19 protein-coding genes are annotated in these 13921 nt (G+C 72.8%); 6 read left to right on the top strand and 13 right to left on the bottom strand.

The annotated features are described in order from the left end of the window. The first annotated feature begins 546 nt into the window (after positions 1-546). From D0Z06_RS24635 to D0Z06_RS26010, 3 genes are read left to right on the top strand one after another with little or no spacing between them, the layout of a single operon-like run. Positions 547-1557: a patatin-like phospholipase family protein gene (locus D0Z06_RS24635; RefSeq protein ID WP_199522528.1), complete on the top strand. Its 1011-nt coding sequence runs from the start codon at positions 547-549 to the stop codon at positions 1555-1557. A 56-nt stretch (positions 1558-1613) separates the two neighbouring features. Next, a complete protein-coding gene (locus D0Z06_RS26015) occupies positions 1614-1856 on the top strand; it encodes a FitA-like ribbon-helix-helix domain-containing protein (RefSeq protein WP_199522527.1) in 243 nt (80 codons plus the stop codon). Continuing rightward, positions 1853-2266, top strand: a complete 414-nt coding sequence (locus D0Z06_RS26010; RefSeq protein ID WP_199522526.1) for a type II toxin-antitoxin system VapC family toxin — start codon at positions 1853-1855, stop codon at positions 2264-2266. Before D0Z06_RS26015 ends, D0Z06_RS26010 begins: the two co-directional genes overlap by 4 nt. A 39-nt stretch (positions 2267-2305) precedes the next feature. Here the strand turns inward: D0Z06_RS26010 and D0Z06_RS24625 are convergent, their stop codons facing one another. From D0Z06_RS24625 to D0Z06_RS24615, 3 genes are read right to left on the bottom strand one after another with little or no spacing between them, the layout of a single operon-like run. After that, positions 2306-2773, bottom strand: a complete 468-nt coding sequence (locus D0Z06_RS24625; RefSeq protein ID WP_117380183.1) for a hypothetical protein — start codon at positions 2771-2773, stop codon at positions 2306-2308. Further along, positions 2770-3216 carry a TadE/TadG family type IV pilus assembly protein gene (locus D0Z06_RS24620; RefSeq protein WP_117380182.1) on the bottom strand — a complete coding sequence of 149 codons (447 nt, stop codon included), beginning with the start codon at positions 3214-3216 and terminating at the stop codon, positions 2770-2772. The genes D0Z06_RS24625 and D0Z06_RS24620 overlap by 4 nt, the downstream gene beginning before the upstream one ends. Further along, on the bottom strand, positions 3209-3418 hold the full coding sequence (locus tag D0Z06_RS24615; RefSeq protein ID WP_233517944.1) for a hypothetical protein: 210 nt from the start codon (positions 3416-3418) through the stop codon (positions 3209-3211). The genes D0Z06_RS24620 and D0Z06_RS24615 overlap by 8 nt, the downstream gene beginning before the upstream one ends. A gap of 219 nt (positions 3419-3637) precedes the next feature. Here D0Z06_RS24615 and D0Z06_RS24610 point away from each other — a divergent pair, with 219 nt between their 5' ends. Then, positions 3638-3865: a hypothetical protein gene (locus D0Z06_RS24610; protein WP_117380181.1), complete on the top strand. Its 228-nt coding sequence runs from the start codon at positions 3638-3640 to the stop codon at positions 3863-3865. Between the two features lie 467 nt (positions 3866-4332). Beyond that, positions 4333-4563 carry a hypothetical protein gene (locus tag D0Z06_RS25575; RefSeq protein WP_158580082.1) on the top strand — a complete coding sequence of 77 codons (231 nt, stop codon included), beginning with the start codon at positions 4333-4335 and terminating at the stop codon, positions 4561-4563. Positions 4564-4618: 55 nt separating this feature from the next. Here D0Z06_RS25575 and D0Z06_RS24595 read toward each other — a convergent pair whose 3' ends face one another. Next, positions 4619-4927 carry a WhiB family transcriptional regulator gene (locus D0Z06_RS24595; RefSeq protein ID WP_158580081.1) on the bottom strand — a complete coding sequence of 103 codons (309 nt, stop codon included), beginning with the start codon at positions 4925-4927 and terminating at the stop codon, positions 4619-4621. Between the two features lie 173 nt (positions 4928-5100). On the opposite strand from D0Z06_RS24595, the gene D0Z06_RS24590 reads away from it, so the two are divergent. Beyond that, positions 5101-5463 (top strand): DUF732 domain-containing protein, encoded by a 363-nt coding sequence (locus D0Z06_RS24590; RefSeq protein WP_158580080.1) that lies wholly within the window; start codon positions 5101-5103, stop codon positions 5461-5463. A gap of 148 nt (positions 5464-5611) precedes the next feature. On the opposite strand, the gene D0Z06_RS24585 is transcribed toward D0Z06_RS24590, so the two are convergent. From D0Z06_RS24585 to D0Z06_RS24540, 9 genes are all read right to left on the bottom strand, one after another. Further along, positions 5612-5971 (bottom strand): hypothetical protein, encoded by a 360-nt coding sequence (locus D0Z06_RS24585; RefSeq protein ID WP_147332128.1) that lies wholly within the window; start codon positions 5969-5971, stop codon positions 5612-5614. Between the two features lie 376 nt (positions 5972-6347). Then, positions 6348-6614 carry a hypothetical protein gene (locus D0Z06_RS24575; protein WP_147332127.1) on the bottom strand — a complete coding sequence of 89 codons (267 nt, stop codon included), beginning with the start codon at positions 6612-6614 and terminating at the stop codon, positions 6348-6350. 14 nt (positions 6615-6628) lie between these two features. Continuing rightward, the gene (locus D0Z06_RS24570; protein ID WP_117380174.1) at positions 6629-10183 is read right to left on the bottom strand and encodes a phage tail protein; all 3555 of its coding nucleotides are present in this window, start codon (positions 10181-10183) and stop codon (positions 6629-6631) included. A gap of 174 nt (positions 10184-10357) precedes the next feature. Continuing rightward, positions 10358-11035: a hypothetical protein gene (locus tag D0Z06_RS24565; protein ID WP_117380173.1), complete on the bottom strand. Its 678-nt coding sequence runs from the start codon at positions 11033-11035 to the stop codon at positions 10358-10360. Positions 11036-11054: 19 nt separating this feature from the next. Next, positions 11055-11486 (bottom strand): helix-turn-helix domain-containing protein, encoded by a 432-nt coding sequence (locus tag D0Z06_RS24560; protein ID WP_117380172.1) that lies wholly within the window; start codon positions 11484-11486, stop codon positions 11055-11057. Between the two features lie 16 nt (positions 11487-11502). Then, positions 11503-12057: a bifunctional DNA primase/polymerase gene (locus D0Z06_RS24555; RefSeq protein WP_117380171.1), complete on the bottom strand. Its 555-nt coding sequence runs from the start codon at positions 12055-12057 to the stop codon at positions 11503-11505. Positions 12058-12135: 78 nt separating this feature from the next. Then, the gene (locus tag D0Z06_RS24550; protein ID WP_147332126.1) at positions 12136-12441 is read right to left on the bottom strand and encodes a hypothetical protein; all 306 of its coding nucleotides are present in this window, start codon (positions 12439-12441) and stop codon (positions 12136-12138) included. Positions 12442-12481: 40 nt separating this feature from the next. Then, positions 12482-12787 carry a hypothetical protein gene (locus D0Z06_RS24545; protein ID WP_199522524.1) on the bottom strand — a complete coding sequence of 102 codons (306 nt, stop codon included), beginning with the start codon at positions 12785-12787 and terminating at the stop codon, positions 12482-12484. Between the two features lie 232 nt (positions 12788-13019). Then, entirely contained in the window at positions 13020-13316 is a 297-nt protein-coding gene (locus D0Z06_RS24540; protein WP_117380169.1) for a hypothetical protein, read from the bottom strand. Positions 13317-13921: the final 605 nt, after the last annotated feature.

Genomic DNA, 13921 nt, shown 5'->3' with positions numbered 1-13921 from the left:
GCGACAGCTACCGACTCAAGGACCGCGACCTCGGCCGCCCACACGCGGCCGCCACCGAAGACGCATGACCACGAGGGGGTCAACTTTCAGCCGTCGCTAGGGGGTCAACTTTGGGCCGTCGTTGACAGCCGGCGGGCCGGCGCGCGGTCGCGTGGGGCGTCAGGAGGTCAGGGGGACCGGCCGGGTACCGGGGGGATCCGGGTGCCGGGGGCGGCCGCGGCAGGTCGCGAGAGCGCGGCGCAGGTCCTCCCCCCGTTCACATCACTGACCGGACGGCGGTCTCGCCACTCGCTCCCCGAACGGTCTGGCGACCGGTTCTCCCACCCCGCCGCGCCGTCGCGGCGACCGTGGGGACCGTTCGGATCGGCACGTCGTCTCCCACCTGGCTCCCAGGTGCTGGCTCAGACGCTAAGGAGCGCTCGTCACGCTCAGCAATCGACCGGCGCTGTTTCACCAGGTCGTGTGACCCGCCGCCGGGGACAGCGGTGACGTCGGGTCACCTCCCGGGCGCGCTGCCGTCCGGCCCGCCGTCCCGTACCGTGGGGCGTGACCTCGACGGGCCCCCTGCCGGCGGACCTCGTCCTCGAGGGCGGCGGGGTCAAGGGCATCGCGCTGACCGGCGCCGTCGTCGAGCTGCTGCGCGGCTACCGGTTCGAGCGGGTGGCCGGCTCCTCGGCCGGCGCGGTGGTCGCGGCGTTCCTGGCCGCCGGCCTGGACGCCGACGAGGTGCTGCGGACCGCCGCCCGCCTCGAGTACGACCGGATCCCCGACTCCTGGGCGCCGGTCCCGCTGCTCGCGCCCGCGGTCGGGCTGCTGACCCGCTCGGGGCTGCACCCGGGGCGCTACATCACCGGGTGGGTGCGCCGGGAGCTGGCCGACCTGGGGGTGGTCACCTTCGGCGACCTGCGCCGCGACGACCCCGGCGACGACCCGTCCCTGGCGCCGTGGCAGCGCTACCGGCTGGTGGTGACGGCGACCGACGTGACCCGCGGCCGGCTGCTGCGGCTGCCCTGGGACTACCGGGAGTACGGCCTGGACCCCGACCGGCAGCCGGTGGCCGAGGCGGTGCGGGCATCGCTGGCGATCCCCTACTTCCTCGCCCCGCGCCGGCTGCGCGACGCGCGCAGCGGCCGCACGTCGACCCTGGTGGACGGCGGGGTGCTGTCCAACTTCCCCATCGAGGTCTTCGACCGGACCGACGCCGCCCGGCCGCGCTGGCCCACGTTCGGCATCGGGGTGGGCGACACGCTCTCCGACGAGGACGTGTCGGTGTTCGGCGTCCGCCACCTGCCGCCGCCGCTGCGGCTGCTCGACTCGCTGGTGGCCACCACGGTCACCGGGCGGGACCGCACCTACCTGGCCCGCCCGTGCGTGCGCCGCCGGGCCTTCTCCGTGGACACCACGGGCACCGGGCTCACCGAGTTCGACGTCGGCGCGGCCGAGCGCGCCCGGCTGGTGGCCGCCGGCCAGCGGGCGGCCCGCGAGTTCCTGGCCGGCTGGGACTGGGCGGACTACCTCCGCGAGTGCCGCGGCGTCGCCGACCCGCCGCCGTCCTGACCGCGTGCTCCCGCGACGAAGCTACGGGACAGCGCTCGGAGCGCTAGTCTGCATGCATGCCCACCATCCAGATCCGCGACGTCCCCGAGGACGTGCACCGGACGTACCGGCGCCGCGCGGCCGAGGCCGGGATGAGCCTGCAGGAGTTCCTCCTCGCGGAACTGGTGGAGGGCGCCCGCGCGCAGACCCCGGCCGAGGTGGTCGCCGAGGTCCGGCAACAGGAGCAGCGCAGCGGCGGGCACGGCTTCAGCCCGCTGTCCTCGGCCGGGTTCGTCCGGGCCGACCGCGACCAGCGGTGAGGGTCCTCGACGCCTCCGTCGTCGTCGACGCCGTGGCCGTGGGCGGAGACGCCGGGGACAGGGCCCGGCGCCTCGTCGCCGAGGAGTCGTGGCTGCACCTCCCGGCGGTGGCCGGCGCGGAGGTCACCTCGGCCCTGCGGGCGATGGTGGCGCGCGGCCTGCTCGACGCCGGGGACGCCCGGGCGGCGGCCGTCCGGGCGGCGCGGCTGCGTTCCCGGCGCTACCCGTTCGAGCCCTTCCTCGAGCGGGTGTGGGAGCTGCGGGCGAACGTGACCGTGTACGACGCCTGGTACGTCGCCCTCGCCGAGGCGCTCGACGTGCCGCTGGTGACCGCCGACGACCGGCTGCGCCGCGCCGACGGCCCGCGCTGTGCCGTGCTCGGCCCCGAGGAGGCCCTCACCGGCGGGTGACTCCCGCGGGACGACGCCCGAGCCGCGCCGCGGCCCCCGTCAGGGGTCGACGTAGCGGTCGCGTTCGACGGTGAAGGCGCCGGTGGCGGTGTTGGCGTCGACGAACTCCGGCATCAGCGGGATCCGCACGGTCACCGTCACGCACACGGTGAACTCCTCCCCCGGGACCAGCACCGGGGCGTAGGACCCCGCCGCCGCGCAGCCCGCCCCGGGCGGGGCGTAGGCCACCTGCACGTCGGCGGCGTCCACCGACTGGTCGGCCACCGCCAGCTGCGCCGCCCGCTGCGCCCGCGCCATCCCGGTCCCCGCGTCCGGGGCGGTCCCGATCGCCCGCCCGGCCTCCCGCGCCGCCGCGGTCGAGGCGAACACCCCGCGCTGCACCGCCGAGAACCCGGCCACCACGTACACCAGCGGCACGAACACCACGATCGCGACGAACACGAACTCCACCAGCGCCGAGCCCCGCTGCCCGGCCAGCATGCCCAGCCGGGCCCGCAGCCACCTCACGGCCCCTCCTCCACCGCCCGCCCGGTGACCTCCAGCGGCAGCAGCGACCCCAGCCCGGCCAGCAGCGTCGGCACCGCCCCCGAGCAGCGGACCACCACCAACCGCAGCCCGCTGGCGTCGGTCTCCTCCCCCGCCGCGCACCGCAGCCCGGCCGCGGTCGCCGGCGAGGTCGCCGCGGCCACCACCGCCAGGGTCCGGTCCGCCCCGGCGGCCGCCGGGACGTCGGCGTTGGCCGCGAACCGCGCCCCCTCCTGCGCCCCGGCGGTCACCACGTTGCGCACGTGCACGTAGACGGCCACCTGCAGCACCGCCAGCAGCAGCACGACGACCAGCACCGACACCAGCACGAACTCCACCACCGCGCCGCCGCGCTCGGCGCCGGCCGCGCCCGGCAGCCGCGGCACCCGGAGCCGGCCGCGCCCCGGGCGCCGCCGCTCAGCCACCGGCGGTGACCGACGCCAGCGCGTTGGTCACCGCCGCCACGACCGCCTCGCGGAACGGGACCAGGATGGCCAGCACCAGCGCCGCCGTCATCACGGTGATCATCACCCAGCCCGGCACGTCCCCCCGCTCCGGGTCCTCGGCCCGCAGCCGGGCCGCCAGCGCGGCGAGAACGGTGAGCACCAGCAGGCGAGCACGCATCATCGAGAGGTCCTTCCGGTCGGGTCCCGCTGGCTCATCGGGCCAGCGAGACGATGCTGATCAACCCCGGGAACAGGGCGAAGAGGACGGTGACCGGCAGCACCAGGAAGACGACCGGGACCGCAAACGTCAGGCTTTACCCGTCCTGAATGACAGGGCGGCCCCGCCGCGGTGTACCAGACCAACGACGGGGCCTTGATCCCTCGTGGAGGCGAGAGACCCATGTCAGACCGTACTGACCTGCACCGACCGCTCCCCCGGCTTCTGTCGCCGCGTCTGCCCATTGGGCGCCGCTGGCCCCGGTTCTGCCGGTCCCCGTTCGCCGGTGACCTGCGGGCCTCGGCGAAGGCCCTCGAGACCACCGCCGCGGTCGTTTCCGGGGTGGGCACCTTCTACGTCGTGGTGCACCTGGGCGCCGCGCCGCAGGCGTTCTCCGGCGGTGTCGCGTGACCGCCCCGCGCAGGCACCGGCGCGGCGACCTGCAGTGGCTGACGCACATGCTGTTCGCGGTGGCCTGGCTGCTGGTGCTGGGCCTGTGGGCGCTGGCGCTGGTGGCGGCGCTGTGACCGCCCGCGGCGTGTGCGCCGTCTGCGGCACCGAGCGCGCCCTGCGGCGCGACGGGGCGATACGAGAGCACCGGCACGATTACCACCGGTGCCACGGCTCCGGCTGGGCCCCGGCCGGCGGGGACGGGCGCTGCGACTGCGGCAAACCGGCCGCGCACCTGTCCGCGGACCCGGACAGCGCCGCGTGGGGCTGCCGGGTCCCGTCCGCCGGCATCGACGGCCGCCCGCTCTGGGCACCCCTCCCACGTCCGTAGCCGTACAGCTACGGTCGGCTATGCAAGGCGGCCCCGCCCGGTTCGGCACACCAGGCGGGGCCTGGATCCCCACCCAACAGAGAGAACTGAGGACCCGATGGCGAACGCTACTGCCCCCACCCGCCGCCAGTACCAGATCGGCGCGCTGCAGATCATCGAGCTGCCCGGCCTGCCGCACGGCCGGTCGTGGACCCTTTTCCGGGACCTGGACATCGTCGGTGTCGAGGCCGGGCTGCCGGAGGGCGCCCGGCGCCGGGCACTGGCCGAGGCGCTGACGGCGCTGGTCGCCGACGACGCGGACGGCGGGGAGGCCCCTGGGCTGAACTAGCCCTCTGCCCTGCTGCAGTGCCCCCGCCGGTGATCCGGTGGGGGCACTGTCGTGTTCAGGCGGCCGGCCGCCGGTCACGCATGGCCTCCCGCTCGGCCGGGGTCGTGGCGGCCCAGATCCCGTGACGTTCCCGGGCGGCCAGGGCGTAGGCCAGGCAGGGCACGCGGGCGTCGCACACCGAGCATGCATCGGCCGCCATCCGAGCCTCTGCGGTGCCGGGGTCGGCGAACCAAGCCTCGGGGTCCGAGGTGCGGCAGGGGACGGCGCCGATGGAGTTGAGCGCGGCGGACAGCCGGAACCACGCTTCCCGCGCCGCGGCGGGGACCAGGGCCGTAACGGTGTCGGACGGTGCATGTTCGGCCACGGCCCGTATTACGTCACAGCGTTTTCCACCGGTGTGGATGACGCGCCGCAGCGGCGGTCGGGCGGCGGCGAGTGGTACCGCGGTCCGGGTCTGCGACCACGTACCGTTCCGGCGCACACCACGGGGGAAGGGGCGCGGAGATGAGACGAGCATTGGCCGTTACCGGGCTGACGATGGCGCTAGCCGGCTGCAGCGGCACCGGCGATGAGCAGACTCCCTCAGGTGCCACCACTGAGCGTCCCGCTTCGGCGACCACGACTGCCGCTGCTGCGCCGACCCCTTCACCGCAACAGCGCACCCCCGAACAGCAGTTCATCGACGCGGTGGAGGACGCGGGCATCGTCCCGCAGCACGCGAGCGCGCCAGCTGCCGTGGAGCTGGCGCTCGCCATCTGCGTGGCCTACGGGGCCGGGCAGAGCACTCCTGAGGTCATGGCGACGCTGGCCGGCGGGAGTCTGTCGTTGGGGCAGATGTTGGACTTGGAGCAGGCGGCGACCCGCTTCTACTGCCCGAGGTACCACGTCCCGAGCCCGTGAGCCGTTTGGGGTTGCCGCCGATGACCTGTCATTAAGGGAGCCGTAGTCGCTCCGGTGGGACGGTCCGGGGCGGGTCGTGGTCGGCATTCCTCGACGTTGTGGGTGCGGGCGTTGACGGCGGCGCGTCACAGACGCAGCCATGCGACTGTCAGACGGGTTCCGCCTCGAAGTGACCCGCTCGGAAGCTAATCCCGTCCATCATCTCGGGCGCCGTTGGGAAGTCGTGCGTGGCTCCGCCGACGGTGTGGATCGCCGATCTGATGGCGGACAGCGCGACCTCGATCGCGCCGAGCAGGCCTGCACCCGTGGCGCTGAGCTCGAAGGTCACTAGCCCCTCGCCAGTATCGATGCTCACAGCGCTGTCTTTGACTGCAGGGTTGGCTGCTTCGATGGACAAAAGGGCTTGCATCAGCGCGTGGCCCTCTTCCGTCAAGTTCTTGGGCACGTCCCCGGTTGCCTCGTCACGGGCAGTGAACTCCCACCCCACGTTGATGGTCTCGATAGCCATCACAGTCCCTCCCTCCAGCAAGGCTGCCGGCGCCCCCAGGCGAGCGCGTTGCGACCGTAGTTGGCTCCGCTCGGTGTTAGGTGGAGCCACCGCATGTGTTTGCCACAGGGGCACTTCAGCGTGTAGTACGTCGGCGGATCTTCGATGAGCCACCCGGCTTGGTGGAAGACCTCGAGCACCTCCTCCAGGTCCTTCCGCTTGTGCCGCTTCCAGTACCCCAACGCCCTCCCTCCCCCGCGGCAGTTCCTGAACACTAACCGGGGGGTGAGGCAGGCGGCATGAGCACCTGCATGCCGTGCCTCATCGTCACTGTCTCGTGATGCAGGCGTCACCACCCGAACGGATGATCGCTGCCGCCTAGTCGACTGACGGTCCGTCAGTCGACTAGGCCAAGGGCCTGCAGTCGGGCCTCCTGCAGCGCCTGCTCAAGGGTCTGGCCGCACTGGGCGGCGGTGCCGGTGAGGTGCCAGGCGCACAGCTGGGACAGCATCCACAGCATCTCGACGGTGATCCCGCCAACGGCGTCCTCAACGGCGGTGAGGCGGGCGCGCCACGGAGCTGGATCCTTGCCGGCGGCGGCCTCCACCAGCTCGAGCACGCCGTTGAGTTCGCGCAGGAAGCGGGTCCGGTCCTCTGCGGCCATCGGTTGGTCCGCGGTCACGCCGTGTACTCCGCGTACCGGCCGCCGAGGTCAGCGACGCGCATCCGGTGCTCCAACTCGTCCATCGCCCGGTACACCCCGCGGTTGTCCTGCGCGACCAAGTTGACCTCACCGATCAGCGGACCCCGCCCACCACCGGCACCGGCGCGGGCCATCACCCGGTCGAACACCTCCGTCTGAGACGCGTCCAGCACGCGCTCGGGGCGGCCGGTGCCGTTGTAGATGGTGGAGTAGCCGGGGGGCAGGTGCCCGCCCTTGTCGAACACGGACACGTGAACGTGGTCGCGGTGCTGCAACGTGTCCGACCGGCCACCGCCGGGGTGGCCGTAGGGCTTCCACCCATTGCCGGAATTGATCTGGTCCCGCCAGATCACGTACTTGGTGCCGAATGCCTGCGGGTTGGCGACGAACCATGACGCGATCTGGTTGCCGAGCGCGATCTGAGCCGGCGACTTGTAGTTGGCGATCATGACGTCGATCGCCTTCCCAAGCGCGTGGTCCGACTTCGTCCCCGTGCCGGCGATGTTGCGGTTGGCGTAGCCGCCGATGTTCGTGATGCCCCAGGTCTTCATGACGAACGCCCTGGCAGCGGCCGCCATCGGGCCCAACCCGCCGACCCCGTTGGGGGTGGCCTTTGAGCTACCGAACGAGCCGCCCTGAAGCGCCTGGAGCCGGTCCTGCTCGTCGCCCTTGCCCAGCACCGCCGAGTACAGGCGGTCGATGCCGCCTTCGAGCAGGGTCAGCGGCACCTTGTCCGGGATCAGCCGCCTGGCCCCGTCCACGATGGGCCCCAGCACCGCCTCGGCGGCCTTGCGGGCGCCCTTGGCGAGCATGTCGGTGGCGAAGTTCTTGACCGTGGCGACGGCGTCCTTGGCCTTGTCCCAGATGTCGGAGGCCAAGTTGCTGACTCCGCCGAACAGGTCCCCGATCAGCCCACCGTCGGCGAACCCGGGCAGCCGCAGACCGGAGTTGAGGGCCTGCAGCAGCGGCAGATTCGCGGCGGTCGCTCGGGCATTGACCACGAACTCGTGGTTGGACACGAACGCCGTCGGCATCCCGGTGAGCCGGTCGACCCCGAGGATGCTGTCGGACGTGCCGGTGCCGGGACCGTGCACCATGCCGCCCTCGGCCAGCCGGGGCAGGGACGGGATGGACAGGCTGCCGGGGAACTTGTCCAAGATCCGGTTGACCGGGCCGATCATGTTGTCGTTGACGAAGGTGAACACCAGCCGCAGCGGGGCCTTCACCTTGTCCTGGATGCCGTCCCAGACCCGGCCGATGGTGTCGCGGACCTCCTCGAAGATCCGCACCGCGGAGGTCTTGAGGTTGGTGAACCGCTGCACCACCCAGTCCCAGATGTTCTGCGCGGCGCCGACGACCCCGTCCCGCAGCCCGGTCCAGACGCTGAGCGCGGTGTCCCGCAGCCCGGTGAAGATGCCCACGGCGCCGTCGCGCAGCGCGGTGAACCGGCCGGTGACCCACTCCCACACCGCGGTCGCCGCGGTCTTCACGAACTCGGTGGCGGTGGTCCACAGCCCGGCCACGGTGTCTCGGATCGAGGTGAACAGGCCGGTGAGGGCGTCCCGCAGCGACGTGAACGTCTGCGACACCCACTGCCACACCGCGGTCGCCTCGGCCTTGAGCCGGTCCCAGGCGGGGCGAATGACGTCGTTGACGGCCCACAGCACGGCCGCGGTCAAGGCCTGGAACGTCTGCGACCAGACCTGCGCGAGCTGCACGATGATCGGGATGAGCCCCCCGGCGACCTGCAGGATCAGCGGGGCGATGGTCTCCACCACGTCGGCGATCAGCGGGGCGACCGCGGCGACCACCGGCGCCAGGGAGGCGAACGCGGCGATCAGGGGCGGCAGCAGCTGGCTGACGAGGGTCAGCAGCATGGGCAGCAGCGGCAGGATCGCCTCGACGATGCGCAGGAACGCGTCGATCAGGACGGGGAACACCGGGGCGATCGCCTGGAACGCCTGCAGCAGCGCCGCCCCGACGATCTGCGCGAGCTGCGCGATGAACGGCAGCAGCGCCTGCACCACCGCGAGCAGCGGCGGGATGAGGGACAGGGCCAGCTCGGCGATGACCGGCAGCAGCGGCGCGAACGCCTGCACCACGGCGACCACGGTGGGCACCAGGGCGGCGATGACGGCCACCAGCGGCGGGATGAGGTCGACGACGAGCTGCAGGATGACCGGGACCAGCGGCAGGACCGCGCCGACGAGGGCCTGGAAGCCGGCCATGATCGTCGGCAGGACCGGGAGCAGCGCGTCCAGCGCGGACAGCAGCGCCTGCCCGATGGCCACGGCGAGCTGGGCGACCACCGGGTACAGCGCCGCGTAGATCGCCATGAGCGGCGGCAGCAGCGTGGTGATCAGTTGGGTGACGACCGGGACGACCAGGGCGATGGCGTCGGCCAGCGCGGTGAAGAATCCTTGCAGCGCGGTCTGTCCTTCGGCGGAGCGGAAGAACTCGGCCAGCGCCCCGGTGAGCTGTTCGACGACCTGCAGGATCCCGGCGCCGGCCTGCGCGGAGGCAGACAGTATCGAGCCGAGCACCGAGCCGACGTTGCCGAGGATCTGCGCCAGGTCGCCGATGGTGCTCAGGCCGACGGAGATGAACTGCTGTAGCTCGCCGGTGGCACGGGCGTTGGCCACGAGGTCGGCGAACCGCTGCGCGGCGTCCCCGGCCCCGGCGGCCAGGCCGGGCAGGAACGTCGACCCGACGGTGGCCAGGTCGATGAACGCCTGCGACAGCGGCGCCATCGCCGCGAAGACCTCGGCGAGCGCGGCCCGGACGTTGCCCAGCGTCGTGGCGAAGTCCGCGGCGGCCGTGCCGGTGGAGAACACGCCCATCGCCTCGCGGACGCCGCCGTTGAGCACTCCGGCGATGCCGGACAGGCCGTCGCGCAGCACTGGAAGCTGCACCCGCGCCAGGTCGGTGACCGCCCGGCCCATGCCCTCGAACAGGGCCTGCTGCACGTCCAGCCGGGCCGCCGACCAGGCCGGGCCGAGGGACTGGGTGGCGGTGACGAACTCTCGCGCCGCCGGGGCCAGCCGGGCCATGGCCTCGGCGATCTTCTCCGGGTCACCGGCCGAGATGGCCTGGAACGCATCCCCGATGCCGTTGAGGCCGATCGCCAGCGCCGCGATCGGGGCGGCGGCGGCGACACCGGCAGCCGGGAGCAGCGCGACCGCGTTGGCCGCCTGCGCCGCGGCCCCGGCGACGGCCACCAGCCCCCCGGACAGCGCCGGCAGGCCCAGCGCCCCGCCCGACAGCTTGCCCAGGCCGCCCAGCGCCCCGGTGAGGGCGCTCAGCGCGCCCCGGTCGACGTCGAGGTGCACGCTGGCCCGCAGCCGGGACGCGGCGAGCTTGCGCTGCAGCCCCGTCAGGGCACCGGCGTGCAGGTCGAGCACCGCCGGCACCCGGACGGGGTTGGGCCGCAGCCGCCCGATCTGGGCCTGCAGGTCACGCTGGAAGCCGCTCAGGTCGGCCCGGACCGGCACCTCAACCGTGGCATTGATCTTCCCGATCTCGGCCCGCATGCGCCGCTGAAAGCCGCTCAGATCCGGGACGATCGTGACGGAGGCAGAGCCTGCGGTGAACCTGGGCATCAGCTCACCACCCCCACCGGGCGCCGGTCGGGCGCGGGCTGTGGCACCGCGCCCGACCGGCCGTCCACCGGCGGCCGGGCACGCCGTCCCCCACCCCGGCCGCGCTCAGCGCGGGTGCCCGTTGTAGGCGGCCTCCGGGAAGGACCCGTAGACCTCGCCGCCGCCGGGCATCGGCACGTCCCCGCCCTCGGCCATCGCCGCGATCTGCTGATCGGAGTAGTAGAAGGCCAGCTCCTGCGGCTTGGGCACGATGAAGATCATTTCGCGGAGGTCGGTCACCGCGTCGCCCGCCGCGGAGGTGTTCCGCAGGTCGATCAGCCGCTCGATCGCCGGGACCTTGTCCGGCCGGGCGTCGGCGTACTCGTTCACGACCCGGTTGGAGCCCTCGTCCCAGCCGCGCCGCAGACACGCCTTGGCCAGGATCTCGTCACCGTTGCGCAGCGCCCGCGCCAGCAGCCGCGACAGCCCGTCCTCATCGCCGGCCGGGACGCGGTCCACCCGGTCCTCGGCGTCGCGCAGGCTAACCGCCGCAGCCACCTGATCGCGCAGGTAGTAGCCGGCGCCGAACAGGTCACCCTCGAGCTTGCTGCGCTCCGTGCCGACCGACGACGCCAGCGCCGTGCGCCGCCCGGCGATCCGGGAAGTCACGCCGGAGTAGAGCCGGGCGATGGCGTTGCGCCGCCCCTCCTCCGACAGCTGCGGGTCCTGCCGGACGCTGTCCAGCCGGCGCCGGTAGGTCTCGATCTCCGCGGCGACCTCGGCCTCGGTGTCCTGGTCGATCACGCTCGTCCCTCCTGTTGCCTCACGCCGCTCGGCGCGACGCCCGGTAGTGCTCGAAGCTCTCCCGGCTGACCACCCACCGGCCGGCGGTGTCCCGGTCGGCGCGCAGCCGCCCCGACTCGATCGCCACCCGCACCCCCCGCACGGTGAGTCCGAGCTGGTCAGCGACCTGCCGGGTGGTCAGCCACGGAGAAGATGCCACCGGTTCCCCTGACTGTGCGTCATCGATTCCCCTACGGGAAGTAACCGACGTGAGCCATGCGTCCCCGGCGACCTTCAGCGCGATCAGCGCGCTGTCGACCTCCGGATCCCCACCGCGGACCTGCCGGCGCAGCTCGTCCAGCCCGCCGTGCCGGTTCAGCCACGCAGCCACCCGGCCGGGAACGATCACCACCGGGCCGGCCACGCCGTGCACGTAGGACGCCGGCGGACGCGCCTGGCGTGGGGCGCTCACGACAGCGCCCCCGGGTTCAGCCGACCAGCTCCCCCACGACCGACGACAGGTCGCCCAGCCGGGACACCGACCCCGGCAGCGGGCGCCCGGTGATCGTCACGAAGCGGCCAACGGGGTAGACCTCCACCTTGCCGCCCGGAACCCGCACCACCCGGCCCGCAGCCATGTCGGCGCGACCCCAAACGTGCAGCCCGCGCCCGGACGGCGAGACCTCCACGTAGGTGCGCGGAAGCTGGTTGAGCACCGCCTGCGCCCAGGGAGCGACCATCCCGTCGCTGACGCAGTGATCCAAATCCAGACAGACGATGCCGTCGCCGTCGAGCACGAAGCCCGCACCGACCCCGGCCGACGACGCCTGCACGTCCTCCCAGGTAGCCCAAGTCGCCGGGGCCGTCGAAGACGCAGCCCGACCGGCAACGGTCAGCGGGACCTTCCGGGCCGAGTAGCGCACCCACCGGGACAGCGCCCGCAGCTCGGCAGGAACCGGCGACCCCGCACGGGCGGCCCGATGCGCGGCCACCCGGCATCGACCGGAGCAGTACCGGGCGTCGCCCCGGGCCTTCCTCGGCATGGGACCCGAGCACCACGCGCACGTCCTCACGCCCACAGCCTACAGCCGCTTGTAACGGCTGCAGCAGCACCGACAGGCTCACCATGACGTCCTGCCCAGCAGCTCCCGCGGATCCCCGGACTTCAGCCCCGGATACCGAGCCTTCGCCCGCGCCACGATCGCCGCGTTCTTCTCGGTGCGGTCCAACTCGCGCACCGATCCGTCCGCGGCGACCTCCACCCACGAGCGCCGGTCGATCCCGGCCGGCAGCAGATCCCCGAGCCGGTGAGCAGCCAGCCGCACCGGCTCCCCCGCCCGCAGCTTCCGGACCTCCTCGCCGAACTCGGCGAAGCGGTGCCGCCAATGCGACTCCCGCAGCTCCGCCTCGAACCGGTCCGCCAGCAACGCCCGCAGACCACCCCCAGAGGCCCCGACCGGCCGGCGCCTAGGCACCCCGATCCCTCCGCGCCTTCTCCCGGTTCCACCGGGCCTGCGCGGCCTTCTGCGCGTGCGCCTGCGCCGGAGACAGGCTCACGCCGTCCTCGTTCGGCAGCCGCAGCGCACCCACCAGCCGGGCCAGCGACAGCCGCTGCTGACGGGCCTCCACCACCGCCGGGGACGCCTTACCGGCCTCCGTGAGCACCCCGCCCCGCTGGATCACCGCGTCCAGCTCAGCCAGGACGTCCAACGTCCGGCACAACTCGACCAGCAACTCCAATTCGTGGCCGTCGAACTCGTACAGCCCGGTCAAGGTCCCCCACGTGGCCTTACCACGCCGGCCAAGACCGCTCGGCGCCCTACTCATGACTCCTCCAGGTCGGATCGTCGGGCAATGCCCGCATGGGAAGCAGTAGAGCGCCCCGGCACGACGGATGACCCATCCCCCCGGTCCCCGCCCTGGGGGGTGGCCTGACCTGCGGGTATGACGGAGCGTGACGGGAGCGAGGCTGCGTCTCGCTGTAACGGCTTGACCTGCAGGGTCGTCATGGCTGGTCCTGGGGGTCGGTGGCGTGCTCACGCATGTGGTCCTCGAAGGTGGCTGCGATGTGGGCCATGAGCTCGGGCCACGACAGCGTCAGCCGCCAGTGACCGCGTCGCCCTGCGGGCTTGAGGAGTTTTGCGGCGTGGACCTGAGCGATGACCTCGTGTGCGGCGCCGAGATCGACGGTTCCGGCTGCGGTGTCGTGCTGCAGGCGCTGGTCGCGGTGCAGCGTGCGAACTTCGTCCTCGGCGTGGATCACGAGCTTGCCGCTTGGCCACATGAGCGTGCGGCCGTTCACGCGTGGCCCTGGTTGCGGCGGTGTCGAGCGACGAACTGAGTGAAGCTCGAGGTTGGGTCGACGTAGCCGCGGACGACGGAGTGCTGGCGTCGCGGCCGGCAGTCGCGGCATCGGCCTTCGCGGGCGTGCGGTGCGACGTGCACCGGGACGTAGCAGGACGGACAGCAGGTGCGGCTCACAGGGTTCTCCTCGGGTGGGGGCGGGGGTCGCGCCGGTCGTGCAGCGGGCAGCGGGCGCAGCGGCCAGGGCGGACCACCGGCGGAATGGCGCAGGTCGCGCACGGCGAGGTCGCCGGGGCTGGCGCGTCCGGGACTGTCCGTATGTCCGCCCTATAGGGGCGGACAACGGACGGACATGTCCGACAGGGCGCGGACATGTGCGGACACGCGGACAAGATCACTGGTCGCCTGCCTTGTAGAAGGGGCGCTGTTCGCTGCCTTCGTTGACCAGTGCACCGGCTTTGACCAGCTCGTTTAGGCCCGGGTTCCGCAGTTCGTAGGTCGACGAGATGGGCGAATTCGTGCGTTGACCTGCGGAGATGTGCCTCGGCGGGAGACAGGGGCGTGTCACTACACGTTCCGGCGGCCTCGGTAGCGGTATCTGTG

The organism is Geodermatophilus marinus, from assembly GCF_003428645.1.
Classification (GTDB): domain Bacteria; phylum Actinomycetota; class Actinomycetes; order Mycobacteriales; family Geodermatophilaceae; genus Geodermatophilus.
Note: the sequence above shows the minus strand (reverse complement) of the source record. Positions and strands in the feature narration are given on the sequence as shown.